The organism is Clostridium pabulibutyricum (genome assembly GCF_058242705.1).
Window position 1 is genome coordinate 21512 of the sequence record NZ_JBZAYZ010000009.1, and the last position, 26452, is coordinate 47963.

At 34.8% G+C, this 26452-nt stretch carries 24 protein-coding genes, 5 tRNA genes and 1 riboswitch; of the genes, 1 reads left to right on the forward strand and 28 read right to left on the reverse strand.

Annotated elements, in window-relative coordinates; all coding sequences use genetic code 11:
• Window positions 1-307: 307 nt before the first annotated feature.
• The 10 genes from AC4CVH_RS10500 to AC4CVH_RS10545 all read right to left on the reverse strand — a co-directional run bounded on the left by AC4CVH_RS10500 (window position 308) and on the right by AC4CVH_RS10545 (window position 9161).
• Entirely contained in the window at window positions 308-2962 is a 2655-nt protein-coding gene (locus tag AC4CVH_RS10500; protein WP_490787714.1) for a sigma-54-dependent transcriptional regulator, read from the reverse strand.
• 375 nt (window positions 2963-3337) lie between these two features.
• Window positions 3338-4021 (reverse strand): ComF family protein, encoded by a 684-nt coding sequence (locus tag AC4CVH_RS10505; protein WP_490787715.1) that lies wholly within the window; start codon window positions 4019-4021, stop codon window positions 3338-3340.
• A complete protein-coding gene (locus tag AC4CVH_RS10510; RefSeq protein ID WP_490787716.1) occupies window positions 3994-4989 on the reverse strand; it encodes a hypothetical protein in 996 nt (331 codons plus the stop codon). Before AC4CVH_RS10510 ends, AC4CVH_RS10505 begins: the two co-directional genes overlap by 28 nt.
• Before the next feature lie 10 nt (window positions 4990-4999).
• Entirely contained in the window at window positions 5000-7234 is a 2235-nt protein-coding gene (gene recD2 / locus AC4CVH_RS10515; RefSeq protein ID WP_490787717.1) for an SF1B family DNA helicase RecD2, read from the reverse strand.
• An 85-nt stretch (window positions 7235-7319) separates the two neighbouring features.
• A complete protein-coding gene (gene metK, locus AC4CVH_RS10520) occupies window positions 7320-8495 on the reverse strand; it encodes a methionine adenosyltransferase (RefSeq protein WP_490787718.1) in 1176 nt (391 codons plus the stop codon).
• 69 nt (window positions 8496-8564) lie between these two features.
• Window positions 8565-8663, reverse strand: a riboswitch (SAM riboswitch).
• A gap of 43 nt (window positions 8664-8706) precedes the next feature.
• Window positions 8707-8791 (reverse strand) — tRNA-Tyr (locus AC4CVH_RS10525).
• Window positions 8792-8796: 5 nt separating this feature from the next.
• Window positions 8797-8872 (reverse strand) — tRNA-Thr (locus AC4CVH_RS10530).
• Window positions 8873-8911: 39 nt separating this feature from the next.
• Window positions 8912-8987 (reverse strand) — tRNA-Val (locus AC4CVH_RS10535).
• 8 nt (window positions 8988-8995) lie between these two features.
• Window positions 8996-9080: transfer RNA gene (locus AC4CVH_RS10540), tRNA-Tyr, on the reverse strand.
• 5 nt (window positions 9081-9085) lie between these two features.
• Window positions 9086-9161, reverse strand: a tRNA-Thr gene (locus AC4CVH_RS10545).
• Between the two features lie 289 nt (window positions 9162-9450).
• Here AC4CVH_RS10545 and yyaC point away from each other — a divergent pair.
• Window positions 9451-9993, forward strand: a complete 543-nt coding sequence (yyaC, locus tag AC4CVH_RS10550; RefSeq protein ID WP_490787719.1) for a spore protease YyaC — start codon at window positions 9451-9453, stop codon at window positions 9991-9993.
• 50 nt (window positions 9994-10043) lie between these two features.
• Here yyaC and AC4CVH_RS10555 read toward each other — a convergent pair whose 3' ends face one another.
• From AC4CVH_RS10555 to AC4CVH_RS10640, 18 genes are all read right to left on the reverse strand, one after another.
• The gene (locus AC4CVH_RS10555; RefSeq protein WP_490787720.1) at window positions 10044-11069 is read right to left on the reverse strand and encodes a rod shape-determining protein; all 1026 of its coding nucleotides are present in this window, start codon (window positions 11067-11069) and stop codon (window positions 10044-10046) included.
• Between the two features lie 97 nt (window positions 11070-11166).
• Window positions 11167-11421 carry a sporulation transcriptional regulator SpoIIID gene (gene spoIIID / locus AC4CVH_RS10560; protein ID WP_490787721.1) on the reverse strand — a complete coding sequence of 85 codons (255 nt, stop codon included), beginning with the start codon at window positions 11419-11421 and terminating at the stop codon, window positions 11167-11169.
• A 109-nt stretch (window positions 11422-11530) separates the two neighbouring features.
• Window positions 11531-12241, reverse strand: a complete 711-nt coding sequence (locus AC4CVH_RS10565; protein ID WP_490787722.1) for a peptidoglycan DD-metalloendopeptidase family protein — start codon at window positions 12239-12241, stop codon at window positions 11531-11533.
• Between the two features lie 116 nt (window positions 12242-12357).
• Window positions 12358-13380: a stage II sporulation protein D gene (spoIID, locus tag AC4CVH_RS10570; RefSeq protein WP_490787723.1), complete on the reverse strand. Its 1023-nt coding sequence runs from the start codon at window positions 13378-13380 to the stop codon at window positions 12358-12360.
• Window positions 13381-13459: 79 nt separating this feature from the next.
• Window positions 13460-14716 carry a UDP-N-acetylglucosamine 1-carboxyvinyltransferase gene (murA, locus tag AC4CVH_RS10575; RefSeq protein WP_490787724.1) on the reverse strand — a complete coding sequence of 419 codons (1257 nt, stop codon included), beginning with the start codon at window positions 14714-14716 and terminating at the stop codon, window positions 13460-13462.
• Between the two features lie 59 nt (window positions 14717-14775).
• Window positions 14776-15534: a hypothetical protein gene (locus AC4CVH_RS10580; protein ID WP_490787725.1), complete on the reverse strand. Its 759-nt coding sequence runs from the start codon at window positions 15532-15534 to the stop codon at window positions 14776-14778.
• A 208-nt stretch (window positions 15535-15742) separates the two neighbouring features.
• Window positions 15743-16141, reverse strand: coding sequence for a F0F1 ATP synthase subunit epsilon (locus AC4CVH_RS10585; protein WP_490787726.1), 399 nt, complete (start codon window positions 16139-16141; stop codon window positions 15743-15745).
• A 26-nt stretch (window positions 16142-16167) separates the two neighbouring features.
• The gene (atpD, locus tag AC4CVH_RS10590; protein ID WP_490787727.1) at window positions 16168-17556 is read right to left on the reverse strand and encodes a F0F1 ATP synthase subunit beta; all 1389 of its coding nucleotides are present in this window, start codon (window positions 17554-17556) and stop codon (window positions 16168-16170) included.
• Between the two features lie 12 nt (window positions 17557-17568).
• Complete coding sequence (gene atpG, locus AC4CVH_RS10595) at window positions 17569-18420, reverse strand: ATP synthase F1 subunit gamma (RefSeq protein ID WP_490787728.1); 852 nt, start codon at window positions 18418-18420, stop codon at window positions 17569-17571.
• Window positions 18421-18451: 31 nt separating this feature from the next.
• Window positions 18452-19960, reverse strand: a complete 1509-nt coding sequence (gene atpA / locus AC4CVH_RS10600) for a F0F1 ATP synthase subunit alpha (protein WP_490787729.1) — start codon at window positions 19958-19960, stop codon at window positions 18452-18454.
• A gap of 10 nt (window positions 19961-19970) precedes the next feature.
• Window positions 19971-20510, reverse strand: a complete 540-nt coding sequence (locus AC4CVH_RS10605; protein ID WP_490787730.1) for a F0F1 ATP synthase subunit delta — start codon at window positions 20508-20510, stop codon at window positions 19971-19973.
• A 2-nt stretch (window positions 20511-20512) separates the two neighbouring features.
• On the reverse strand, window positions 20513-20992 hold the full coding sequence (locus AC4CVH_RS10610) for a F0F1 ATP synthase subunit B (RefSeq protein ID WP_490787731.1): 480 nt from the start codon (window positions 20990-20992) through the stop codon (window positions 20513-20515).
• A 45-nt stretch (window positions 20993-21037) separates the two neighbouring features.
• The gene (gene atpE / locus AC4CVH_RS10615) at window positions 21038-21289 is read right to left on the reverse strand and encodes an ATP synthase F0 subunit C (RefSeq protein WP_490787732.1); all 252 of its coding nucleotides are present in this window, start codon (window positions 21287-21289) and stop codon (window positions 21038-21040) included.
• A gap of 75 nt (window positions 21290-21364) precedes the next feature.
• Complete coding sequence (locus tag AC4CVH_RS10620) at window positions 21365-22051, reverse strand: F0F1 ATP synthase subunit A (protein WP_490787733.1); 687 nt, start codon at window positions 22049-22051, stop codon at window positions 21365-21367.
• Between the two features lie 5 nt (window positions 22052-22056).
• The gene (locus AC4CVH_RS10625) at window positions 22057-22425 is read right to left on the reverse strand and encodes an ATP synthase subunit I (RefSeq protein WP_490787734.1); all 369 of its coding nucleotides are present in this window, start codon (window positions 22423-22425) and stop codon (window positions 22057-22059) included.
• A gap of 420 nt (window positions 22426-22845) precedes the next feature.
• Entirely contained in the window at window positions 22846-24027 is a 1182-nt protein-coding gene (locus AC4CVH_RS10630) for an acetyl-CoA C-acetyltransferase (protein WP_490787735.1), read from the reverse strand.
• 186 nt (window positions 24028-24213) lie between these two features.
• Entirely contained in the window at window positions 24214-25380 is a 1167-nt protein-coding gene (wecB, locus tag AC4CVH_RS10635) for a non-hydrolyzing UDP-N-acetylglucosamine 2-epimerase (RefSeq protein WP_490787736.1), read from the reverse strand.
• A 43-nt stretch (window positions 25381-25423) separates the two neighbouring features.
• Window positions 25424-26452 carry an MraY family glycosyltransferase gene (locus tag AC4CVH_RS10640; protein WP_490787737.1) on the reverse strand — a complete coding sequence of 343 codons (1029 nt, stop codon included), beginning with the start codon at window positions 26450-26452 and terminating at the stop codon, window positions 25424-25426.

A 26452-nucleotide genomic window follows, 5' to 3' on the forward strand; every position in this document is an offset into this window, starting at 1 on the left:
TATATATTTATGAGCAAATACAATGCCAATTATATGTGCAAATGTGTGCCAAGCCAATCTATAATATCTTAGATCCCCAAAGTAATACCCTTTAGGTGTTATAAATCTTCTAAATATAATTTACACATCAACAAATGTGTGTCGTAATTTCCACTTAAACTTCCATACTGTGTCACTTTTAGGAATGTGCCATGGATAAACAAATGTGTGCCGTGATTTTATAATTTACTAACTGTGTCAAAGGTATATACTTTTATAAAAAAACTGCCATACCAATTATTCAGCATGACAGTACTAACTTGGAAACCTAAATGTATATAGCTAACATTTCAACGATATATGCAAATTCACTCTCTGGTATCAAAATTCCAAATGCATTTTCCACAAATTTAAAATTTGATTTGACATTTTCCAGTATATTCCTTTTATCTTTTACTAAATTCATTAAATTGTTATATTGAAGAGTTTCATTACATATTACCCTTTCAATCATACTCATACAATGAAACATAAATTTTATTTTTAAGCCGCTGTCCTTCTTAATTTTCAAGTCTTCCAAAATCATCTTATACACCTTATCCAACAGCAAATAAGTTTTTCGCGGATTCAAAAAAGTAAGCACTCCATCTAACAGATCCATCATTTTATCTTTGTTATAGTCAAAATAATCATATTCACTTTGCCGCACATAATCATTTTCTTTGTCTTTCAAATTACCAGATTCCTCATTAATCTTGATACCCTGTCCTATAAAGGAACTTATACTGTTTACCTCTCCAACCAATGACTCTAAATCCATATTTGGTACCATTGCTTTTCTTGCTGCTTCAATAACCATAGGAGTAGTTACCATCTTAACTGTCCTAGCTACTATTCCTGTTTTCTTCGTAATTCTTTCAGAAAATGTTGCCAGCGAACCCATATCAACTAAAAGCAGAACTTCAGACTTTCCAAGCTGTTTGACTAAATTAACAGCCTTGTTTAATGTTTCATTAACAGTCTCTTTTAGCGGCATATCTATAGCCTTAACAGTATCTATTTGAAGCAGTTCATTTGCCACTTTTGCCATACTACTTGCAGTAGAATCTCCATGAGCCAGAACCACCACTCCTATATTGCTTTTGGTATTGTTTGTTTTTAAGGCATATAAAAGCATTGCAATAAAAGCAGCTTCTTCTTCTGGAATGTTAATATCTAATTCTCTTTCCAATTTATATCTGATATTTTCAGAAATTTTATATTCATCCAGAAATTTAGCAGAATCCACCAAATTATCATTTTTATAAATATAGCTTCCTGTTTTTATCCGTTCTATTAAAGTCTCTATGTGTAATGATAAACTGTATATAATCTTTTGATCTATACGCATATTCAAATTCTTTGCCGCATCTTGCAATATCCCCTTTACTACATCAACTATTTTTTTGGGTACCAATTTGAAAATTGATCTGTCTTCCATAACAACATTGGAATGACTGTGTTTGTTGAAATACGTGTCGACTTGACTGTTAATAATTTTTTTTATTTCCACTATTGGTTTTCCCTGTTGAAAATATTTTCTAGAGTTACTTAATATACTTTTATAAAAGTCTCCGGCTGTTCTGTAACAATCATGTATTATCATCTTTCTGAAATTATTATCTGCTTTAAAATTTTTTCCATCAAATGTTAAATCTTTAACGGCATCCATATCAAAGTTTTGAATTATTTCTTCACGCTTTTTATCCAGCGTAAAAATTCCTTCTTTAATTCTGTCTGTCATTTGAGATAATTTTATATAAATTTTATTTCTACTTTCAGTAACATATTCTACAAATGCATTGGCACAAGTTATCTGTATATCGTTTTTTAATTGTCCGATATTCCCAGGACAATCGTAGAGCAAAAACAATTTTAATACCTCTGTTGAAACAGTAACAGGTACTCCGATTTTTTTGGACTCATCTTCAAAAAAACTGCATATGAGTTCCATTCTTTCGTTCAAAGATCTTTCTTTTAATCCAGGTATCTCAATTAAACAAGGTATTCTCCTTAAAAAAGTATTTAAAATTGCCTTGTCAATCTCTTCAGTGGTAGCTGCTATAATAAGCACCCTTGCTTCATGAATGCTGCTCGATTCTCCTAATCTTCTGAACTTTCCTCTGTCCATTAATGAAAAAAGCATCTCCTGACCTTCCGGAGGAAGCCTGTGAACTTCATCTAAAAACAAAATTCCACCATCCGCGGAATCAATTATTCCACCCTTATCTCTGTCTGCACCTGTAAAGGCACCCTTAATATGACCAAACAAACATGATAACAATAATTGAGGATTTCCTGCATAATCAGCACAATTAAAAATTACATATGGCGATTTTGGTTTTAATATATCAGCTTCTACAGCATACCTGTACATAATTTCCGCAAATGTAGTTTTACCAACGCCTGTTGGTCCTACAAGCAATGTATGCAATCCACTTGGTGGATACATTATCGCAGCCACAGCTTGTTTTATTTGATTTTTCAAGCTGTAATTTGCTCCTACTATACTATTAAAAATTTTGCTCACCAAATCTTTTTTGCTACTGTGCTTGTCTTCAGCAGCAGCTGTACTGCCTTCGCTTTTATAACCGTTTAATGAAGTATCAGCATCCATTGTATATTTTTTTAAAAAATTCACAAATTCTCTCTTATTCAAAAATATACATTTATTAACAGTTGTATTCAAAATAGTCTCTATAACCTTCTTTGACAGATACAAAACAGGCTTTCCTAAAATTTTGATTACTACTTTTTCTCTAACCAAATTATTCAGTTCTCTACTAACATTAGTTCTGTCAATTTTGAGGTTTGCCGATATATCCATAGCCGACAGCCCTATCTTATTCATATCACTTAGATTATCTAATGCAAATTTTTTTGAGGATTCACATATTGCATTAAAAACTTTGCCTTTACGTGTATTTCCATTTTGTTGACTCATATTCAACACCCCCTCAACCTGACCCTTTCTGAATTGCATACTATACTTCTTGGTAAACGTTTAACATAAAAAGCTCTACAATTATCACCACCATAAAAATCTTTTCCTTATATACATTTACAAAATAATCCTATTATTTTAAATAACACAAAATAGGTCAAGTTAGTTGACCTGGTCTTTGACCCCACACTCGCCTGCTGGAACTTTTGCTACCCGGATTCAACCTGTCACTAATCATTCTCTCGTATTTTAATATACGGCAGGACTTGTTTCTAAGCCGCACCATGCTCACTAGATATTTTATCCAGCTTACGTGGATCGTTTCGCCTGCGACTGGCATCGACTTTCAACCACAAACCTAACTTGACATTATAATTATACCTTACTTTTAGCACCAGTCAACACAACAATTTTCCGCGCTCCACTTTTTTTGAGTTCAAGTGCTGAAAAAAATACTGTAGCACCAGTTGTCAAAACATCGTCAACCAGCAAAATATTTTTATTACAAACAAGTTTTTTCAAAACGACTTCAAAGCTTCCATCAATATTCCTCCACCTGTCACCTTTGCTCAAGCCGATCTGGTCTTTTGTATTTTTGACCTTTATAAGACATGAAAGCACAGGTCTTTTAGTATAATCACCCAAAATACGTGCGATATATTCAGCCTGGTTATACCCTCTTTTTTTAATATCTTTAGACATCATTGGAACATATGTTATAGCCTCAAAATGAATATTGTTAAATTTTATCGTCCTGTACATGTAATCCGCTATAACTTTTCCAGCTCTAAATGAGGACTTATATTTAAGTTTTATTATAAGCTGCATCATAGTTCCTGAATAATACGCCGCACTGTAACAGCAAAGTTTCTCATTTCGATATGATATTTCCACACTGTCTCTGCAAATGGAAACATTTTTTCTACATTCCGGGCACAGCACAGCACCTTCATCAAAAATTTCCCTGCCGCAGGCAGCGCATTTTTGATCATCACAATATATAACCGAAAGTACACAATCCCATATGAACTTTATACACTTAACAATCCCATGTCCCATGCTTTTTTATTAAAATTTCTAGTTATGTTTCTGGCCTTCTCCATATTCAGCGTATCACAATTTGCCAAAAACACAACCTCTCCTTTTAAATTTTCCTCTCCTCTCTGCACACTTCCACACAAATATATAAAATCTTTATAACTAAAGTGTTTATTGTCTGCAAAATATACCATTATATCAATATGTTTCAATCCGGGTACAAAACATTCAAAATGGTTTGTAACAAATACTGCACTTTCTGCATTTTCAAATTTCGAAATTGACTCTTTATCAAATTCATCATTTAAACAAATTGTGTTTTTAAAAAAACTTCTGCAATACTGTTCCATATATTTTGAAACTCCAGATATCTTCTCCTCGTCCGGAACACATATCATAACTTTTCTTTTCATTTTTACGGACCATTTTATATAATCATATACAACAAAGGGAATTTCTTTATTTATGTCAAGCCTTGTAAGTACCGTTCTCGGTTCTATCATTGGTACACTGCTGCCATTAAGCGGCATCACGGCATACACGGCATTTTCATGTACCTTTTCAATTGAATAACATATTATCTTTCTGCATACACTGCCAAGCTTATTTAATATTGACAATATATCATTTTTGCTTCTAATTGAAAACTTGCTTATATCATCATAAATAGCAAGGTCAAAATTCCCGGATAAATTCTCAGCTGCATCATAACTACAAATTTTAAAGTTAAACTTAATCTTATTTTTTATATTGTCTATGTATAAAAAATGTCTTAAGTCAAGATATTTTTTTATATTTGACACTATACTGGCATTGTTTTTATTTTCATCCGTTATGTACAATATCTTTTTGCCCTTCAAAAGGCATTGCTCTATCACTTCAATAAATATTTCAGTTGAATTGTATGGAACAGATATTATATTTAAAAATTTGTCATTATTTCTGATCCATTTTGATATTATTCGTTTTATATTTTTGTTTTCTTCCATAAAACTCACCTTATTCCATGGAAACATTGTCTTCACTCTCCATTATATCCATTATTCTATTTTTTAATAACGAATATCTCTCAAAACTTTTATTATTATTTATCATAAACTTCAGCGCCTTTACATCCCCTACAAGAACAACCATCTGCTTTGCTCTTGTAACCGCGGTGTACAGCAAATTCCTGTTCATTAAAAAATTCGATCCCATAAACACCGGCATTATAATTACCGGGAATTCGCTCCCCTGGCTTTTGTGAATAGTCATTGCATACGCAAGCTCAATCTCATCCAAATACATATTGTCATATACAACTTTCCTGTCATCATCAAATACCACAGTTACAGTATTATTTTCATTGTCTATGCTGTATATATAACCAACATCCCCGTTGAATACTCCAAGTCCTTCTTCTCCATCCTCCGATACAGAAGTCCATTTTAAAGAATAATTGTTTCTGATTTGCATCACTTTGTCACCTGCACGGAACATGACATCTCTAAGCTTTCTCTGATTTTTTCCCTCTTTTTCAGGATTTAATGTTTCCTGAAGCTTCTTGTTTAAATTGAACACTCCAAGAAGTCCTTTCCTCATGGGGGATACTATCTGAATATCTTTTAATTTATTCCAGGACTTGTTAAACTTTGGAAGCCTTTTGTCAACAAGTTGAATTAGAATATTCAGAACTTCATTCTGATCCATCCTTTTTATAAAGTAAAAATCTTTATCCTTTACATTGATAAAAGGCATTTCTCCAGAATTAATCCTATGTGCATTGACTATAATCATACTTTCTTTGGACTGTCTGAATATTTCTTTGAGCCTTATAACCTTTATACAACCGCTGGAGATAAAATCTCGAAGCACATTACCAGGACCAACAGAGGGAAGCTGATATGCATCTCCAACTATTATAACCCTTGTTCCAGGTGAAATGGCCTTTAAAAGACTATCCATAAGCATTATATCTATCATGGAAGCTTCATCTATTATAACAACATCACATTCAAGAGGCACCCCATCTCCCTTTGAAAAAAATGCTTCCTCATCGCTTCCCGAAACTCCCATTTCAAGAAGTCTATGTATTGTCTTTGCTTCTTTCCCTGTAGATTCGGACATTCTCTTTGCCGCCCTTCCGGTTGGAGCAGCCATCATAACCTTGAACCCAAGCTTTTCAAATATTCCAGTTATACAGTTTATTATAGTAGTCTTTCCGGTTCCAGGTCCCCCTGTTATTATCTCAACTCCATTTTCAAAGGCACCTTTTATGGCCTCTATCTGAGAAGCCGCAAATTCTATATTGCTGGCTTTTTCAAAATCACAAACTTCCTTTTCAATGTCAATTTCAATTTTATCATATTTGCTGAATTCAAGATAAAGTATTTTTTTTGTAACACTCAACTCACAATAATAGTACACAGGAAGAAAAACACATATTTTCTCCCCTGACTTTTCAAGTTTTAGCTTTCCTTTAAGCGAACTGTCATATATATTTTGTTCAACATCTTCTTTGTTCGTACCCATAAGGCTTTCAGCCTCAGACACAAGCTTTTCCAGCGGCATATACGTATTTCCGAAATTGCAAAACTTGTTTACCAAATATCTCAGTCCACTTTGAATTCTAAAAGGTGAATTTGCTTCTATACCGAGGCTTCTGGCTATCCTGTCTGCAATTTTAAAGCCTATCCCTGCTATCTCATCTGTTAAAACATATGGATTTTTCTTTACTGCATCAATAGATGACGCTCCAAATTTTTTATGTATTTTTACGCATTGATTTGCACTTATACCATATGTCTGAAGGAAAATCATTATATTTCTTACTTCACTTTGTTTTGAATAGGAATCACATATAAGATTTATCTTTTTCTGTCCTATCCCCTCTATTTCTCTAAGCCTGTCAATGTGATTATCCATTATATAAAGTGTCTCTTTGCCGAACTTTTCAACTATCTTTCTCGCAGTAACCGGACCTATTCCTGATATCGCCCCTGATGAAAGATATCTTTCAATGCCGACTGTAGTATCAGGTACAACTTCCTCGGAATATTTTATCTTGAACTGCTGGCCAAAATTAGGATGCAGAACCCACTCACCAGTAAGTTTCAAATTCTGTCCCTCCATAATAAACGGGAGGTTTCCCACTACTGTTACAATACCACTTTTATTTTTCAATTTGGCAACCACATATCCATTTTCATCATTATGAAATACTACATCATCTATAATTCCCTGTATTTCTTCCATAAAGCTCCCCTATTTCTCAAAATACTATTAATATATTTCATTATAACATATCAAAAGCACGTCCCTTAAAGGTACGTGCTTTTATTTACAAATATTTCTTTATATCATCTACTTTGTTCAATTGTTCCCAAGGTACATCCAAATCCGTTCTTCCAAAATGTCCATATGCCGCAACTTGTCTATATATAGGTCTTTTTAAATCAAGTTCTCTAATGATTGCACCCGGTCTTAAATCAAAGGTTTTATTTATTATATCAACAACCTTGTCATCCGATATTTTCCCCGTTCCAAATGTATCTACCGTTATAGACACAGGTTTTGCAACTCCTATGGCATAAGCAAGCTGTATCTCGAGTTTATCAGAAACACCTGCTGCAACAAGATTTTTTGCCACCCATCTTGCAGCATATGCTGCCGATCTGTCAACTTTGGTTGGATCTTTTCCGGAAAATGCTCCTCCGCCGTGTCTTCCATATCCACCATAAGTATCTACTATTATCTTTCTTCCGGTAAGTCCCGAATCACCTTGAGGACCTCCTACGACAAATCTTCCTGTAGGATTTATAAAATATTTAGTATTCTCATCAAGAAACTTTGCAGGTATTATAGGTTTTATAACTTTTTCTATTATATCCTCTCTTATCTGCTCCTGAGTTACATGTGGATCATGCTGTGATGAAACTACAACCGTGTCTATTCTCACAGGCTTGTCATCTTCGTATTCTACAGTAACCTGAGTCTTTCCATCAGGCCTCAAATATGAAAGTGTACCGTCTTTTCTTACATCAGCCAACTTTTTTGAAAGTTTATGAGCCATATTTATTGGAAGAGGCATATATTCCGGAGTTTCGTTTGTAGCAAATCCAAACATCATTCCCTGATCTCCGGCACCTACTGCATCTACTTTGTCCATTTCTCCTGATTTAGCCTCAAAAGCTTCATTTACTCCCATTGCTATATCCGAAGACTGCTCATCTATTGAAGATATTACAGAACAAGTATCACAATCAAAACCGTATTTAGCTCTAGTATAACCTATTTCTTTTACAGTTTTTCTGACTATCTTTGGAATGTCAACATAGCACTTAGTTGATATTTCTCCCATAATCATAATCATCCCTGTAGTAGTCACTGTTTCACAAGCTACTCTTCCATCAGGATCTTGTGCCAGTATGGAATCAAGTATTGCGTCTGATATCTGATCGCACATTTTATCTGGATGTCCTTCTGTAACCGACTCAGAAGTGAATAACTTTCTCATATAATTTTACCTCCATCTGTATAAAATAAAAAACCTCTTCATAAGAAGAGGTCAATAAACATATCAACTCTCTTATCTCGCAGAAAAACTGCAGGAATTGGCACCTTAGTAAAATTACTGGTTGCCGGGTTTCATAGGGCCCTTTCCCTCCACCTCTCTCGATAAGAGTTTTAAATTGTAAAATAAAAAACACCAACTAGTGTTTTTTATATGGTGGAGGAAGATGGATTCGAACCATCGAAGTCGATGACAACAGATTTACAGTCTGCCCCCTTTAGCCACTCGGGAATTCCTCCAAATTTGGTGCTGGCAGTAGGCATCGAACCCACGACCTACTGATTACAAGTCAGTTGCTCTACCATCTGAGCTATGCCAGCTTATTCACTTGTTACATTAAAACCAAAATCCATAATTAATGGTGGGCACAACAGGGCTCGAACCTGTGACCCTCTGCTTGTAAGGCAGATGCTCTCCCAGCTGAGCTATGCGCCCATAATACTTGGTGGAGGAAGATGGATTCGAACCATCGAAGTCGATGACAACAGATTTACAGTCTGCCCCCTTTAGCCACTCGGGAATTCCTCCAAATTTGGTGCTGGCAGTAGGCATCGAACCCACGACCTACTGATTACAAGTCAGTTGCTCTACCATCTGAGCTATGCCAGCCTATTCACTACTTTAAATCAACTGCCGTACAAAGCAGCAAATACATTAACGTATGTTAGTATAACGTGTAGTTGGCTTTTTTTCAAATTCTATTTTTTCTTATATTTTGATAAACATCCTTTATTTACTCTGTATTACTTGTTTTTTCTCACAAAATCATACCTTTGCAAGTGTCATTTTTTTTGTAGTATTCTAATTTGAATCAAGCAATCATATAGATTATATATGACTTTTTAAAAACACGGATCATACATGAAAAAATAAAAAGCTTAATCAAAGAGGTGACATTGTGAACAAAATAAAAGCAAAGTATACAAATCCATTGGTATATCACAAACTAGGGAATTTTTTAAAAGATTATATAAGTAAAAATACAATCCTAGTGTGTATCGGTACAGACAGATACATAGGTGACTGCCTTGGACCTATGGTAGGTACATTACTTACATATAAACATTTTCCTCTTCCTGTCTACGGTACAATACAAGAACCTATACATGCCCTGAATATCAATAGAAAACTTGATGAAATCAAATTGAAACACAAAAACTGTAACATTCTTGGGATAGATGCCTGCCTTGGTGATACTGAAAGTATAGGAGAAATCCAAATAAGGGATTTTCCTGTCCATCCTGGAAAAGGTGTTGGAAAATCACTTCCAAATGTCGGAGAGGCTTCCATAATAGGTATCGTGGATTCAAATGCAAATAGGAATTTGTTCAGCAGTTCCAACAACATACGTCTAAATCTTATTTTATCCATGTCAAAGGTAATCCTTGACTCATTGACACATGCATATAACCTATATGAAAACTCAGATAAAATATATTAGTTAAAAAATCTAACTTATTAGAAAATTTACTAATAAATTAGATTCTTAATTTAATCAATAATAGTTATATCATCTCCAGTAAACGTAATCTCCATTTTATCAAGATATTCAAGTACTTTTCCTGTTCCAAGAGCTACACATGATACTGCATCTTCTGCAACATACACAGGCACATTTGTAGTGTTGTGTATAAGATCATTCAATCCATTCAGCAAAGCTCCTCCTCCAGTCATTATAATGCCTTTATCTGCTATATCAGCAGCAAGTTCAGGAGGAGTTTTTTCAAGTACTGCATGAGTAGTATCGGCTATTGCATTTATAGTATCTTTAAGTGCCTCTCTCATCTCATCCGAGGTCACTCTTATATTTTTAGGAAGTCCAGTGACGAGATCTCTACCTCTTATTTCCATTCCATCATCACTTCCGTCAAATGCCGATCCTATATTTATCTTCAACTCTTCCGCAGTTCTTTCACCTATCATAAGTTTTCGCTGTTTTCTTATGAATTTCATTATTGCTTCATCAAACTTGTCTCCTGCAACTTTGATTGATGATCTAACTACAATTCCTCCGAGAGAAATAACTGCTACATCTGTTGTTCCACCACCTATATCAATTACCATATTCCCTTCCGGTTTGGTTATATCTATTCCTGCACCTATGGCGGCAGCAAGCGGCTCTTCTATTAAAAATACCTTTTTTGCCCCTGCATTTTGTGCTGCATCGATTACGGCTCTTTTTTCAACTTCAGTAGCTTCGCATGGTACACAAACCACTACCCTTGGAGTAGTTCTTTTTTTACCACAAGCCTTTTCTATAAAATATTTAAGCATTTTTTCAGTTACATCATAATCGGATATTACACCATCCCTAAGCGGACGTATTGCTACAATATTTCCTGGAGTTCTTCCAATCATCTGCCATGCTTCTTCTCCCACAGCAAGTACCTTATTCTGATTCTTGTCTATCGCTACTACGGATGGTTCTTTCAATACTACACCTTTCCCCTTAATATAAACAAGGACTGTGGCAGTACCCAAATCAATTCCCATATCAGTTCCTATACTAAAAAACATTCCTTTTTCACTCCTACTATTCATTTCGTTGTGTTTGTACTGTGATTTTTATATCTATATTAATTGCATTATAATTATAATTATAATAGGAATGTTTTTAACCTTCAATAGCTTTATATTTCATTTTAGTTGCATTTCCACCTCTAATGTGCCTCTCAGCCTTATTATAATCCAATATCATCTTTGCCTGTTTGGCAATTTGAGGATTTATTTTTGGAAGTCTTTCTGTCATGTCTTTATGTATGGTGCTTTTGCTGACTCCAAAAACCTTTGCCGTTTTTCTTATTGTGGCCTTGGAACCTATTATATATTTGGCCACATCCAAAACCCTTTCTTCAATATAGTCCTTCAACTGTCATCACTCCTTTACTAAGATTACAGTTATAATCCTTGATGTTAAATTTAATTTATATTTATTTGAATATATTTACAATTTTATATTATATTATCAAATATTAGTTTTAATACTTGATGTATCTTGCTGGATCTACAAATTCATTTCCTTTCAGAACTCCAAAATGAAGATGATCACCATATTTTTCATAAGCGGATCTCAATGTTGTATTTCCAACAGTTCCTATTACCTGACCTTTTGCAATACTTTGCCCTGCAGAAACTTTCAAATTTGAATCCAGATTTGAGTAAACTGTCTTGAGCCCGTTCTGGTGGTTTATTATAACTTCCACACCATCCTGGGTGCTTTTGTTAACTTCTTCCACTGTTCCACTCATTGCCGAGAAAACCGGAGTTCCTATCTTTGCCTGTATATCATATCCAAGATTTGGTCTATAACTTCCTGTTGAATCCCAATACACCGGATCCTTGGAATAGCCCCTTGCTATGTTTCCCGCTACAGGCTTCTGAAAATCAGTACTCACGGAAGCTGATACCTTCTCAGAAGGCTCCTGTTTTTTCATGTTGGAATTTGTCTCTTTCTTAGTACTATTATTTTTCTTTACTTGAAGGGCATTATCATGTTTACTTTCCACTTTTGCAGTTTCCCTGTTCTTATTCTGTTGTGAAACAGACACTTTATTTGCATTCTGATTTCTATCATTTCTAACAGTCAAAATCGCAGCGGTTGCTGCAACACACAGACAAATAAACAGAATTACATAAAAACCCTCCTTCTTTAAAAAATCAAATGACTTCTTCATAAAATTTTTATTCATATCAACACCTCCTTTTTGTAGTTTGTCCAGTGAATTACAAAAAATACATATTTTATAAATTTTTTTGTAAAAAAAAACAGCGCCAAGGCTGTGTTGAAAAAAATTCTAAATTATATTTACTTTTTTGCTACGTCGCTGAGGCTCTCAACCTTAACTCCCGTATAATAATGACATAATATATACTTATAGTCTTTTCCCTGCTTTCCCAAGGCATCTGCACCCCACTGACTCATGCCAACATCATGTCCATATCCCAAACATTCAATAACCACATTTTCTCCCTTGAACCCTATATTAAAATTGGACGAATTAAGCTCCATAAGACTCCTGAACCGTATTCCTGATATAGTAATTCCACCGAGTTTTATCTCTTTTACAGAGCCTCCCTCATTCCTGCTTTTTATAGACACCAAATCTTCAAGATTACTGTTTGATAAATTTGCACCCTTATAACTTGAATTTACTTTTTGTATGAACTGATCTTTATCAATATACTTATATGTTTTATACTTCTTCGACTTTTCATCTCCAAAACTTTTAACACTCTTGAGATACTTTACATCTCTGTTGAAAACAGAAAGTGAACTTTCTGTCCTGCCCGAACTTACAGCAAAATAGTACGGTTCCATGACTAGCTTTCCATTATAGGCAAGTACTTGCCCCTTAGTCGAGTCAACTGCATCTTTTATCTTATCCCAGTACATCTTTCTCTTACTTTCAGGCCATTTTTCAAATCTTTCGCTTTTTGGCATAAATACCTGACATTTCGCAGTATCACACACATCTGCACCTGTATTGCCATTATATTTTCTACCTCCATACACTTCCATATGTGCAGCAGCAAAAGTCCTTGCCGCAACTGCTTGAGCCTTTAAAGCCTCGTCTGAAAATTCCGCCGGCATTTCTCCCGATACCACTCCAGTTACATAATCTTCAAGATTCATATCTTCTGTTTTCCCCTTTTTAGTTATATATACTGATATCTTTTGATTATAACTATTTCTAACTGTTTTATTATCCGATTTTCCAATGTTTCCACCTGGACCGACTATAAAAAAAGATAAAGCTATAACAAATGTTGAACACATGATAATCAGTAAAATAGTGTTTTTTAATATTGATAAACTATTTCTCTTCATTTGACTCCTCTCCAAGCATATATATACCTTATAATAATTTCTATGAGAGCAATCAAAATAATATTACTACTACATAAACTCAGCTTATTCTTTCAATATCCGCACCCAGTGCTTTCAGTTTTTTTTCTATATTGACATATCCTCTATCCACATGGTATATGTCGGATATCTCGGTTTCTCCCTCTGCTGAAAGTCCACAGAGTATCAATGCTGCCCCAGCCCTTAAATCTGTAGCCCTCACTTCAGCTCCTGTAAGTCTTGGAACGCCTTCTATAACCGCACTTCTTCCGTTTATCTTTATATTAGCTCCCATTCTTTTCATTTCTGCAACATGCATAAACCTGTTTTCAAAAATAGTTTCCGTTATTATGCTTGTGCCTTGAATCGTACATAAAAGTCCTGTTATCTGGGACTGCATATCCGTTGGAAACCCTGGATACGGCATTGTTTTTACGTCTATAGGGTTCATTCTTCTATCCCCATCAACAACTATTCCGTTTCCTTCCTGATATATATATATACCGGTTTCAGTGAGTTTTGCAATTATGGGCTTTAAATATTCAATGTTTGCACCATTTATTTTAAGCTTGCTCCTCGTAATTGCCGCTGCAATCATAAATGTGCCACACTCTATTCTGTCACTTATAGGTTTATGGGTAGTTCCTTTTAAATCTTTTACTCCTATTATTCGTATGGTATCGGTACCCGCCCCTATTATATTTGCTCCCATATTATTTAAAAATCTGCCGAGATCTCCTATCTCAGGTTCCTCTGCAGCATTTTCTATTACAGTTTCTCCTTCAGCCATAACGGCCGCCATCATTATATTTTCCGTGGCGCCGACAGATGGAAAATCAAGATATATATTATTGCCCCTAAGTCTCTCAGTTCTGGCCTCTACATATCCATGGCCAACATTTATCTCTGCTCCAAGGGCGCTCAATCCTTTTAAGTGAAGGTCTATTGGCCGTGTTCCAATATTACAGCCACCTGGAAGTGAAAGCTTAAAATGCCCAAACCTTGACAACATAGGACCCATTATGAGAAATGAAGCCCTCATCTTTTTTACAAGACTGCTGTCAGGCATTGAATCTTCAATATTTGCAGTATTTATTATTATCTTATCCAGGCTTCTGTCTATATCTATTTCAGCGCCAATACTTTTCAGGATATCACTTATAACAAATACATCTTCAAGCATTGGAACATCGTCTATTATACATTTATCCCCACTCAATATGCATCCGGCTATAATAGGTAAAACAGAATTTTTGGCTGAACTTATATTAACTTCCCCGTGAAGTTTATTTCCACCTCTAACTACTATCTTACTCATGAATTGTCCTCCATTCTATAATTTTTATTATGTTTTTTATACAATTCTCAAACAAGTCTTTAGTAAGTTTCCATTATTTCAGGTGTTCCCATTACTACATAAATGCCCGTAGAATATTTAACAACTGCAAAATTAAAGTCAATATCTTCTCCACCGCTCTTAATACTTTCATATCTCCCTGTATATGCAGTAGATGTATATCCATTTTCCAGGGCATCTGTATTTATATAGGCAGTTCCAATCTTTCTCAGAGTGCCGGCACATTTATCATAGGTTTTCTTAATATCCTTGTCTTCTGTTTTTACCTTTACATATTGAAAATATCTAATATCATTTGAAAAGTCTTTCATCCTGGAATGTACATAGGAATTAAATTGTCTAAGCAAATATTTTTTATCGTGCTTTATTATATCTACTTTCACAATATTATGGTCATCGTACTTTATGCTTTCTATATAACCATCCATAGAATTTCCATGAAATTTTATAGAATAACTTTCGTCATTCAAAGAAGTCTGTTTTTCAAGTTTATTATTAACATTGAATTTATTGAATATATGATTTGCTATTTCTTGTCTTGAGTCGAAGGTATCAAATTGCACCGTAACTCCATATTCTACTGTTTTACCAGAACATGAAGCAATAATACTACTAAATACATCCATATTTTTTCCTTGATATGATTTTTTATTCTTAAAAAGTATATTTTGGAAATGATTTTCTTCCTGAGTATCAATTTTGCATGCAAAAGCTTTAAATGATATACATGTGATAACTATAATAAAAGATATAATTATGCAAACGATTTTTTTGTTCATATAAAATCCCCCTGTCCTTTTTAGAATTATGGACATATATGAACATAATATTCACTGAAGTATATACGTTTGTATCATAAATTCAAACTACAAAGCATAAAATAATAATTATTCCTAATACCAATATATAATTTTGATATTAAATTGTGAAAATTTAATTCCACATAAAAAAGCGTACCGACAAAATCTGTCAATACGCTTTTTTCTTTTATTTTAGATTAATTCTAGCCAGGGCCCTTGCAAGTGCCATCTGTGCTCTCTTTACATCTATTCCTTTATCCCGGGTTTGCAGCCTTTTCTCAGCTCTCACCCTAGCCTCTTCAGCTCTTTTTTTATCTACTTCCTCAGGCCATTCACAGTCATCACAAAGAATTCTGAGTTCATTGTTTTTTACCTCGAGTATTCCAGTGGAAGTAAACGCCTTGAGTTTTTTGCCGTCTTTTTGAGTAATTTCAGTATCAGCAGGTTTAAGAGTAGTTATCAAAGGCATATGATTGGGAAGAATAGCAATACCACCAACTACACTTTCTGTTACTACTTCTACCACTTCTCCACTGTAAAAATCTCTCTCTGGAGTAAGTATAGTTAACTTTAAAGTTTCTGACATATTAATCTCCTTCTCCAAAATTGATATTATTTCATACTCTTGGCAGCTTCAACAACTTCCTCTATACTTCCCTTGAACAGAAAAGCTGTTTCTGGAAGTTCATCATATTTTCCCTCGAGAATTTCCTTGAAACCTCTTATTGTATCTTTTATAGGAACATATTTGCCCTGATACCCTGTAAACTGCTCTGCAACCGAGAACGGCTGGGACAAAAATCTCTGTATTCTTCTTGCCCTTACAACTACAAGCCTATCTTCCTCTGAAAGTTCATCAACACCAAGTATTGCTATAATATCCTGAAGTTCACTGTATCTCTCCAATATATGTTTTACATCAGATGCAACTTTGTAGTGTTCTTTTCCTACAACTCTAGGATCAAGTATTCTGGACGTTGATTCAAGAGGATCAACTGCCGGATAGATACCTATCTCACTTATGGATCTTGAAAGAACAGTAGTTGCATCCAAATGTGTAAACGTCGTAGCTGGTGCCGGGTCAGTCAAGTCATCCGCTGGAACATATACTGCCTGTACGGATGTAATTGATCCCTGCTTTGTAGAAGTTATTCTCTCCTGAAGAGCACCCATTTCAGTTGCAAGTGTAGGCTGGTAACCAACGGCACTAGGTATTCTTCCAAGAAGTGCCGAAACCTCAGAACCTGCCTGTGTAAATCTAAATATATTATCTATAAAAAGAAGTACATCCTGCCCCTTATCTCTAAAGTATTCAGCCATTGTAAGACCTGTAAGTGCAACCCTCATTCTGGCTCCAGGCGGTTCATTCATTTGACCGAATACAAGAGCTGTCTTGTTTATAACTCCTGAATCCTGCATTTCGTAATAAAGGTCGTTTCCTTCCCTTGTTCTTTCTCCAACACCTGTAAATACAGAAAGTCCTCCATGCTGCTTTGCTATATTGTTTATAAGTTCCTGTATAAGAACCGTTTTACCAACACCTGCACCACCAAACAGTCCTATCTTTCCACCTCTTTGATATGGTGCAAGAAGATCTATAACTTTGATTCCTGTCTCAAACATTTCCGGCTTGACGGATTGATCTTCAAAACTAGGGGCAGATCTGTGAATAGGATAATATTTATCTGTTTCCACTTCTCCCTTTTCATCAATCGGTTTTCCAAGCATGTTAAAAAGTCTTCCTAAAACAGGCTCACCTACCGGTACCGATATGGAAGCTTCAGTATCCTCTGCATCCATTCCTCTTACAAGGCCATCTGTACTTTCCATGGATATGGTTCTCACTATATCATCGCCTAAATGCTGTGCAACCTCGGCAACAACTTCCGCATCACCTTTTTTTATATTTATCGCATTATATATATTAGGAAGGTTGTTTGGACTGAATTTTATATCTACTACAGGTCCTATAACCTGAACAACTTTACCTATATTAGGCATCTATATCCCTCCTCACTTAAGGGCTTCCGCCCCTCCAACTATTTCAGTTATCTCTTGCGTTATTGCAGTTTGTCTTTCTCTATTATATTTAAGATTCAATGAATCCAACAATTCATTTGCATTCTTAGTTGCTCCATCCATAGCTGTCATTCTTGACGCCTGCTCACTGGCTTTGGAGTTAATCATATAATTAAGCATTTCCTGTTTTAGATTGGAAACAATCACATTATCAATCATTTCATCAACTTCCGGTTCAAAGTTCAACAGAACCTTGTGCTTATCTTCCTTGTGTTTTTGAAGAGGAAGTATCTTCTCAGATACAACACTCTGCCTTACCGGTGAAACAAATCGTGTATATATGACATTTACTTCTCCAACCGTTCCATTTTTATATAAATCCAACGCCTTGTATACTACTGTACTCGCTTCTTTTATGGTAGGTACATCCGATATGTCCACATACTCTGCTTCAGCACTGTAATGAAACCTTTTTAGATATATCCCAGACTTTTGTCCTACGGATATAATAACCGAATTTTCTATGTCATTTGATATTTTCGAATTCAGTTCATTTACAACATTACTGTTGAATCCACCACATAATCCAGTATCAGAATTCAAACATATATAAAGCTTCTTTTTGCTTCCATTTCCACCAATATATATATTATTATTCAATGCTTCACTTACGAACTCATCAACTATACTGCTGAAAATCTCATGATATTTGTTGTTAACTTCAAGCTTTTTTCTAACCTTCCTAAGATTGGCAGTAGCTATAAGTGACATGGCATTGGTTATCTTCTGTGTACTGGTTACAGATTTTATTCTTCTTTTTATTCCAACAAGTCCTGCTCCTGACATATTTCACCTCCTGAAAAGAAAATGCTGCCTGCTAAGCCAAGAATATCTTTTTGAATTCTTCTATAGCTTTGCCTATTTTCTCGCTTAATTCATCCGATATAACTTTCTTGTCAACTATCTCCTGACCTATCTCCTTATGGTGCGTATCCATATAGTCTAAAAACTCGCTTTCAAACTCTACGATTTTTTCAACGGGTACATCCATGAGGTAATTTCTGCTGGCTGCAAATAGTATAATTACCTGATTTTCCACAGGCATTGGCTTATACTGAGGCTGTTTTAATATTTCTGTAAGTCTCTTTCCTTTTTCAAGCCTTCTTGTGGATTCTTTATCAAGATCGGAACCAAATTGAGCAAATGATGCAAGTTCCCTGTACTGTGCAAGATCGAGTCTTAAAGTACCTGCTACCTGCTTCATAGCTTTAATTTGTGCATTACCCCCAACTCTGGATACAGATATTCCTGGATTTATTGCAGGTCTCTGGCCTGAATAAAAAAGTTCAGTTTCAAGGAATATCTGACCATCAGTTATGGAAATAACATTAGTTGGTATATATGCCGTAACATCTCCTGCCATAGTCTCTATTATAGGGAGTGCAGTAAGAGATCCTCCCCCAAGCTTATCTGAAAGCTTTGCAGCTCTCTCGAGAAGCCTTGAATGAAGATAAAATACATCTCCTGGATATGCTTCTCTTCCTGGCGGTCTTCGAAGTAAAAGAGACATCTCTCTATAAGCAACGGCGTGCTTTGAAAGATCATCATATATTATAAGAACATCCTTACCATTGTTCATAAAATACTCACCAATGGTACAACCTGCATAAGGTGCTATATACTGAAGTGGTGCTGGATCCGATGCTGTAGCAGATACCACTATTGTATAATCCATTGCATTCATTTCAGTCAGGTCGTTAACTATATGTGCAACTGTAGACTGTTTTTGTCCAATAGCCACATAAATACATATTACATCTTTTCCTTTTTGGTTGATTATGGTATCTGTCGCAATAGCTGTCTTTCCAGTCTGTCTGTCACCTATAATCAATTCTCTTTGACCTTTTCCAATTGGTATCATTGAATCTATTGCCTTGAGTCCCGTTTGAAGCGGTTCTTTAACAGACTGCCTCTCTATAACTCCAGGAGCTATAATTTCAACAGGTTTGGTATTTGATTCATCTACAGGCCCTTTTCCATCAATAGGTTTTCCAAGAGCATTTATTACTCTTCCTATCATGTCATCCCCTACAGGTACTTCTACAACTCTTCCTGTACTCTTTACTACATCTCCTTCTTTTATTCCTTCTTCGGAGCCAAGGAGTACACATCCTACATTATCCTGTTCAAGGTTCAAAGCCATGCCATACACATCATTTGGGAATTCAAGAAGTTCGTTGGCCATACAATTGTTAAGACCGTAAACTATGGCAATACCATCACCAATCTGAATTATCTTACCTGAATCAACGGTTTCTATTTTTTTCTCATATTTCTGTATTTCATCTTTTATGATTGAAGTTATTTCTTCAGGTTTTATATTCATAGGCTCACCTCTAATCTCTCTTAAGCATTATTTTTTTCATTTCTAAAAGCTTCGACTTTATAGTTCCATCTATAATATTGTTGTTTATATTTACATATACACCGCCTATTATTGATGGATCAAGCTCAGATTTTATCAATACCTTTTTTTTGTACTTTGTTTCAAGTTTTTCAATCAATGCATCCTTCTCATCTTCAGTCATTGGAACTACAGTTTTTACTTCAGCTATAAGCGTATTATGTTTCTCAAGATATATGTTATCAAATTCTCTAATGTTGCCTTCAAGCTGACTTATTCTATCTTTTTCTATAAGGAATTCCAAAAACCTAAAAATATCTTCATCGATCTTGTCCTTGAAAATGCTGTCAAATATTTTTTTCTTTTCTGATACACTTATCTCTGGATGTTCTACAATCTTGACCAGCTTAGGTTGACTCTTCACAAGTTCCAATATTTCTTTAAGTTCATTAAGACACTTCTCAACTTTTCCCTTTTCATCTGCAATTTGATAAAGTGCAAGAGCATATCTTCTATCCAAATATTCATACATGATTAAATACCTACCTTAGATATAAAGTCATTTATAAGCTTTCTATGCTGATTTTCATCAATAGAACCTTCCAAAGCTTTAGAAGACATCATAACCGCAAGTTCTACAACCTGACCTTTTATATCTGCTTCAGCCTTTTTCTTTTCTCTTTCTATATCCTTTTTAGCTCTTGTTTTGATACTGTCTGCTTCTGCTATGGCATCCATCTTCATACTATCAGATAATTTTTCTGCCTTAGCCCTGTAGTTTTCAACCAAATCTTTGCCTTTTTCTTTAGACATCTCAAGATTTTTTTGATTCTGAACCTTTAGATCCTCTGCCTCTTTCCTGTCAGCATCGGCTTTATTCAAAGTCTCTTTGACGGAATTGTTTCTTTCTTCAATTACATTGCTAACTTTATCAAAGAAAAAGTGTTTCAGTACGGCCATAAGAATCAAGAAATTTATTATGGTTGCTATAATAGTAAATGCATTTCCACTCATATCCTAAAAGCCTCCCTTCAGGCTTATTTCTTACAGAAATATTCATTATGCCCATTTTACAAATAATAAAAGTATAGCAACAAGAAGTGCATACAAAGAAGTAACTTCTGCAAATGCAAGGCCTACAAACATTGTAGATGTTACAGAACCTCTTTCCTCCGGCTGTCTTGCTATTGCTTCAACTGCCTTACCTGTAAGATTACCTATACCAATACCTCCACCAAAGCATCCTATTGCAGCCAAACCTGCACCTATCGCACACATTCCATCTAAAAAAGTTTTAGCATCAATATTCATTTTGTTCCTCCTTAAAATATAATTATAGTTTTTTAGTTCACAACAATACAATTCCCCCCGTAAAAATTACGAGGATTATTCAACATCTGCTCCCAATTTTGTATAGATCATGGTCAACATCATAAATATATACACTTGTATCATACCATCAAACATATCAAAGAAAAAATGCAGTGGTATTGGAATTACAAATGCAGCAATATGACTTAAGTATACCAGCAATTCATACAGAAGCCCAAGTATTATAGATCCTACAAGCATGTTACAAAACAACCTCAGGCAAAGTGAAATTGGAAGTGTGAATTTTTCAAGAAGATTCATTGGAAGCATCATCGGAAATGGACTTACAAGCTCCTTAGCATATCCTTTGACTCCAACTTTCATAAATGCATTTGCATTTATAACTACAAAACTGATTATTGCAAAACCAGCTGTTACATTAATATCTTTTGTTGAAGGTTCAATTCCAACAAGGCCGGTTAAATTCAGGAATAGTAGAAAAATCCCCATAGTTCCTATAAATGGAACGAAGCTTTTATACTTATCCCCCATATTTTGATGAATCAAATCATAAATAAATCCCACTACCATTTCTATTATACTTTGTCTTTTGCTTGGCACTTTCTTTAAATTCCTGGTTAATATTAAAGCCAATACAATTACTATGGCCATAATAACCCATTGCGTGACAATACTTGTACTTACACCAAAAGTATGGTTTAACAAAGTAAAAGAAAACACCACACTGGGATCTAAATTCATAGGTATCACCCCTTCCTGATTTTTTTAGTCAGCAATCCATTTAGAATAACAGCAACATAATGAAAGCTGTATCCAACTATAAAAGCTATAAAGTTATATTTATTATTACTATATAGCAATAATACAATACAAATTGTAATAACTATTCTAACAGCTGAGGATATCATAATCCACAGCTTTCCTTTTCCAGCAGCCAATATACTACCAGTTGTTACCGCGTTGGCAACAAAATTTACAAACGCTACAGACAATCCTATGACTAGAGCAAAAGTATAATTTGTAAAAAACATGAGACACAAAATTCCAATTGCGATTCCAATAAAAATATCAATTTTCAATACATTGGTTAAAATCAACTTAATCTGTTTCTCCAAACAACACTCACCTACTGTCAGTTAAATGAAATTCTCTAAATTTTAAATTTAATTAAAATCTATAACAAACATTATATAACTAAATTCGATTATAGTAGCAACATCATATTCGAACATTTTAAGTGATTTATAGTAAATAGCGCTTATTTGCTCATATTATATATAAAAATGTTAGATTTATCTCCGTAATTCTTTCATTTTAAATTCATTAAAATAAAAGCAAATAAAAAATCAAGTTTTTTATTTACTATTGATAACTAATCGTTTTCTTTATTTTTATTTGGAATACTTTATATCCATATATATATAAACTATATATTTTATTCTAAATTTTTAAAAATAAGTATATTAATTTTTTCTAAAAAAAAATTAATAAATGGGAATACTTAAAGTTCCCATTTATTAATTTTAATCTTCAAATTATCTTTCTACTATCAAAGCAGTACCCATTCCACCGCCTATGCACAATGTAGCCAATCCATATTTTGAATCTCTCTTCTGCATTTCATAAAGAAGAGTAACAAGTATTCTTGCTCCAGATGCTCCAATTGGATGTCCTAAAGCAACAGCTCCACCATTTACATTTACTTTACTCATATCAAATTTCAAATCTTTAGCAACTGCAAGACTCTGTGCTGCAAATGCTTCATTTGCTTCTATAACATCCATGTCATCTACAGTCAGATTTGATTTCTCAAGTGCCTGTTTAGTAGCATAGAAAGGTCCATATCCCATTATTCTAGGATCAAGTCCCTTTGTACCATAAGAAACTATTTTAGCAAGTGGTTTTATTCCAAGTTCTTTTGCTTTGTCTGCACTCATAACTACTATTGCTGCTGCTGCATCATTTACACCTGATGCATTACCTGCTGTTACTGTTCCGCCGTCCTTCTTAAATGCAGGTCTTAATTTTGAAAGTGTCTGTGCTGTTGTTCCAAATCTAGGGAATTCATCAGTATCAAATACTATGTCGCCTTTTTTTCTATCATGTATAGTTACAGGTACTATTTCATCCTTGAATCTTCCACTCTTTATTGCTTTTTCTGCCTTCTGCTGTGATGATGCTGAGAATTCATCCTGCATTTCTCTTGTAATTCCCCATTTTTCAGCTACATTTTCAGCAGTCATTCCCATATGATAATCATAAAATGCATCCCAAAGTCCGTCTTTTACCATTTCATCTACTATTTTACCGTCGAACATTCTCTGTCCCCATCTAGTAGTTGGAAGTACATATGGAGCCGCTGACATGTTTTCCATTCCACCTGCTATGATTATATCATCATCACCAGCTTTTATTATCTGAGCTGCCAAACTTACTGATCTCAATCCTGATCCACAAACTTTGTTAAGTGTAAAAGCTGGAACTTCCTTTGGAATTCCTGATTTTATAAGAGCTTGCCTTGCTGGATTTTGTCCAAGTCCTGCCTGCAATACATTTCCCATTATAACTTCGTCTACATCTTCTGGTTTGATATTTGCTCTTTTGATTGCCTCTTTTATAACTATAGCGCCCAAGTCAGTCGCAGGAATGCTCTTCAAGCTTCCTCCAAATTTACCTATAGCCGTTCTAGCTGCACTTGCGATAACTACTTCTCTCATGATTCATCCTCCTATATTCTCTATTTAAATTTAATAATTATAAACATTTTATATAAGTATCTTGTTAACAATTTCATTATACCCGATAATTAAAATTTTATCAATATTTTTGTTAAAAAAAAGACAATGTTTTTTAACAAAATACAGCTGGAAATCATTTCCTCCAGCTATGTTCTGTAAACCCAGCTATTTATTATTTCTAAGATAATCAAAATCTTTGTATCTTCCCTTTTCGATATCAAAATACTCAAGTATGGCATCAACAATTCTTACAGACGCCTTTCCATCTCCATAGGGGTTGATCGCCCTGCTCATTTTATCGTATTCAATTTGTGACCTGATGAGTTTGTTTGCATTTTGAATTATAACTTCCTTTGACGTACCCACTAGTTTAACCGTCCCAGCTTCAACTGCTTCAGGTCTCTCGGTTACACTCCTGAGGACAAGTACCGGTTTTCCAAGATGTGGTGCCTCCTCCTGAAGTCCACCTGAATCAGTCATAACCATATAGCATTTATTCATGAGATTATGAGTCTCATCAGTGTCAAGAGGGGGAAGCAGATGTATCCTTTCCTGACCTTCAAGCATCTTGTATACAACATTTCTTACAATTGGATTCAGATGAACTAGATATATAAGTTCCACATCCTCATTATCCTCTACAATCTTTCTAAGAGCCTCACATATGTTTTGTATCCCCTCACCCCAGTTTTCTCTTCTATGGGCTGTTACCATTATAACCTTTTTAGTTTTATAATCTATTTCATTCAATTCATTATTGTTAAATTCATAACCGTCATCAACGGTTACATTCATTGCATCTATAACCGTATTTCCTGTTACATAAATGTTTTGTTCAGATACTCCTTCTTTTAGAAGGTTATGCTTTGAATTCAATGTAGGAGAGAAATGAAGGTCAGCCATAGCTCCTGTAAGTTTTCTATTCATTTCTTCAGGAAACGGAAAATATTTATTATACGTTCTGAGTCCGGCTTCAACATGACCTACTTTAATCTTTTTGTAAAAGGCTGCAAGCGCCCCTGCAAATGTTGTCGTAGTATCTCCATGAACAAGCACAAGATCCGGTTTAACAGTTTCAAATACTTTTTCAAGTCCCTCAAGAACTCTCGTCGTTATTCCTGTAAGAGTTTGTTTTTTCTTCATTATATTCAAATCAAAATCAGGATCTATACTAAACAAAGCAAGAACTTGGTCCAGCATTTGTCTGTGCTGTGCTGTAACGCAAACTTCGTTATGTATACATTCCCTGCTTTCAAGTTCTTTCACAAGTGGGGCCATTTTTATTGCCTCAGGTCTAGTCCCAAATATAGTAATGGTTTTTAACTGTTTCATATAATATTCCCCCATCTTTAAGGATTGATTTTCATAAAAATATTTATTCTCTGTGTTTGAAAAACCCGGCTTTCCACGCTATCAAAATAAGCACTATGATTACTCCTCCCAGAACAAGATATGACCTCTGTGGATTTATCTCCATTGCAATTACAGAAAGACTTCCAAGTATAGCGCTTATTAAATATATTACTGCAACTGCCTGCCGCTGTGTAAGACCCATATCCAGCAGTCTGTGATGAAGATGTCCCCTGTCTGCCGACATAATAGGTCTGCCGTTTATCTTCCTTCTTATCATAGCAAACAATGTATCATATATGGGTATTCCAAGCGCAAGTATCGGAACTGCAATCGAAAATGCCGCCGCCGACTTTATTGCTCCTTCTATAGATATTGCTGCAAGCATGAATCCCAGAAACTGAGAGCCCGTGTCCCCCATAAATATGGATGCCGGATTAAAATTATACGGTAGGAAACCAAGTATTGCTCCCGAAAGTATAATTGTAAGAAGCGCTGCATCACTTCTTCCATTTAAAAGCGCTATTATAAAAAGAGTTGTACCGGCTATAAACGATACACCTGCCGCAAGTCCATCAAGCCCGTCAATCAAATTCACTGCATTTGTTATGCCCACCACCCATATTATAGTAAATGGTATATACATAACTCCTACATTTATGAATTCATATATATTCGACATAGGATTTGTAACAACATTTATTCTTATGCCAAAACATATTAGAATAATTGAAGATGCTATCTGAAACATAAGCTTGCACCACGGCTTTATATCATACTTGTCATCTATGAGTCCACCAATTACTATGACCGTTGCTCCAAGTAAAATTCCCTTTTGGGCGTTTGTTACAATTCCTTTATTTAATATAAGTGTGATCACAAAAGAAATATAAATGCTCAATCCGCCCAGAAGCGGTATCGGCCTATTATGTATACGCCTCTTGTCTTTAGGTACATCAATCATGCCAAATTTTACTGCGACTTTTTTCATCTGCGGAGTAAGTACAGCAGAAATTATTATTGCAATTATTGCCAACATGTATATATTGTCCAT

Coding starts and splice junctions, on each gene's coding strand:
- AC4CVH_RS10585 (WP_490787726.1), bottom strand. CDS start 16,141: ATGTCAGAAACTTTAAAGTTAACTATACTTACTCCAGAGAGAGATTTT.
- atpE (WP_490787732.1), bottom strand. CDS start 21,289: ATGAATATTGATGCTAAAACTTTTTTAGATGGAATGTGTGCGATAGGT.
- AC4CVH_RS10555 (WP_490787720.1), bottom strand. CDS start 11,069: ATGTTTTTTAGTATAGGAACTGATATGGGAATTGATTTGGGTACTGCC.
- AC4CVH_RS10640 (WP_490787737.1), bottom strand. CDS start 26,452: ATGGACAATATATACATGTTGGCAATAATTGCAATAATAATTTCTGCT.
- AC4CVH_RS10620 (WP_490787733.1), bottom strand. CDS start 22,051: ATGAATTTAGATCCCAGTGTGGTGTTTTCTTTTACTTTGTTAAACCAT.
- AC4CVH_RS10510 (WP_490787716.1), bottom strand. CDS start 4,989: ATGGAAGAAAACAAAAATATAAAACGAATAATATCAAAATGGATCAGA.
- AC4CVH_RS10610 (WP_490787731.1), bottom strand. CDS start 20,992: ATGAGTGGAAATGCATTTACTATTATAGCAACCATAATAAATTTCTTG.
- AC4CVH_RS10500 (WP_490787714.1), bottom strand. CDS start 2,962: ATGAGTCAACAAAATGGAAATACACGTAAAGGCAAAGTTTTTAATGCA.
- AC4CVH_RS10505 (WP_490787715.1), bottom strand. CDS start 4,021: ATGGGACATGGGATTGTTAAGTGTATAAAGTTCATATGGGATTGTGTA.
- AC4CVH_RS10630 (WP_490787735.1), bottom strand. CDS start 24,027: ATGAGAGAAGTAGTTATCGCAAGTGCAGCTAGAACGGCTATAGGTAAA.
- murA (WP_490787724.1), bottom strand. CDS start 14,716: ATGAGTAAGATAGTAGTTAGAGGTGGAAATAAACTTCACGGGGAAGTT.
- wecB (WP_490787736.1), bottom strand. CDS start 25,380: ATGAAACAGTTAAAAACCATTACTATATTTGGGACTAGACCTGAGGCA.
- AC4CVH_RS10580 (WP_490787725.1), bottom strand. CDS start 15,534: ATGAACAAAAAAATCGTTTGCATAATTATATCTTTTATTATAGTTATC.
- metK (WP_490787718.1), bottom strand. CDS start 8,495: ATGAGAAAGTTATTCACTTCTGAGTCGGTTACAGAAGGACATCCAGAT.
- spoIID (WP_490787723.1), bottom strand. CDS start 13,380: ATGAAGAGAAATAGTTTATCAATATTAAAAAACACTATTTTACTGATT.
- atpA (WP_490787729.1), bottom strand. CDS start 19,960: ATGAATATAAAACCTGAAGAAATAACTTCAATCATAAAAGATGAAATA.
- AC4CVH_RS10605 (WP_490787730.1), bottom strand. CDS start 20,510: ATGTATGAATATTTGGATAGAAGATATGCTCTTGCACTTTATCAAATT.
- atpD (WP_490787727.1), bottom strand. CDS start 17,556: ATGCCTAATATAGGTAAAGTTGTTCAGGTTATAGGACCTGTAGTAGAT.
- atpG (WP_490787728.1), bottom strand. CDS start 18,420: ATGTCAGGAGCAGGACTTGTTGGAATAAAAAGAAGAATAAAATCTGTA.
- recD2 (WP_490787717.1), bottom strand. CDS start 7,234: ATGGAAGAAATACAGGGAATTATAGATGATGTAGTATTTCATAATGAT.
- AC4CVH_RS10565 (WP_490787722.1), bottom strand. CDS start 12,241: ATGAATAAAAATTTTATGAAGAAGTCATTTGATTTTTTAAAGAAGGAG.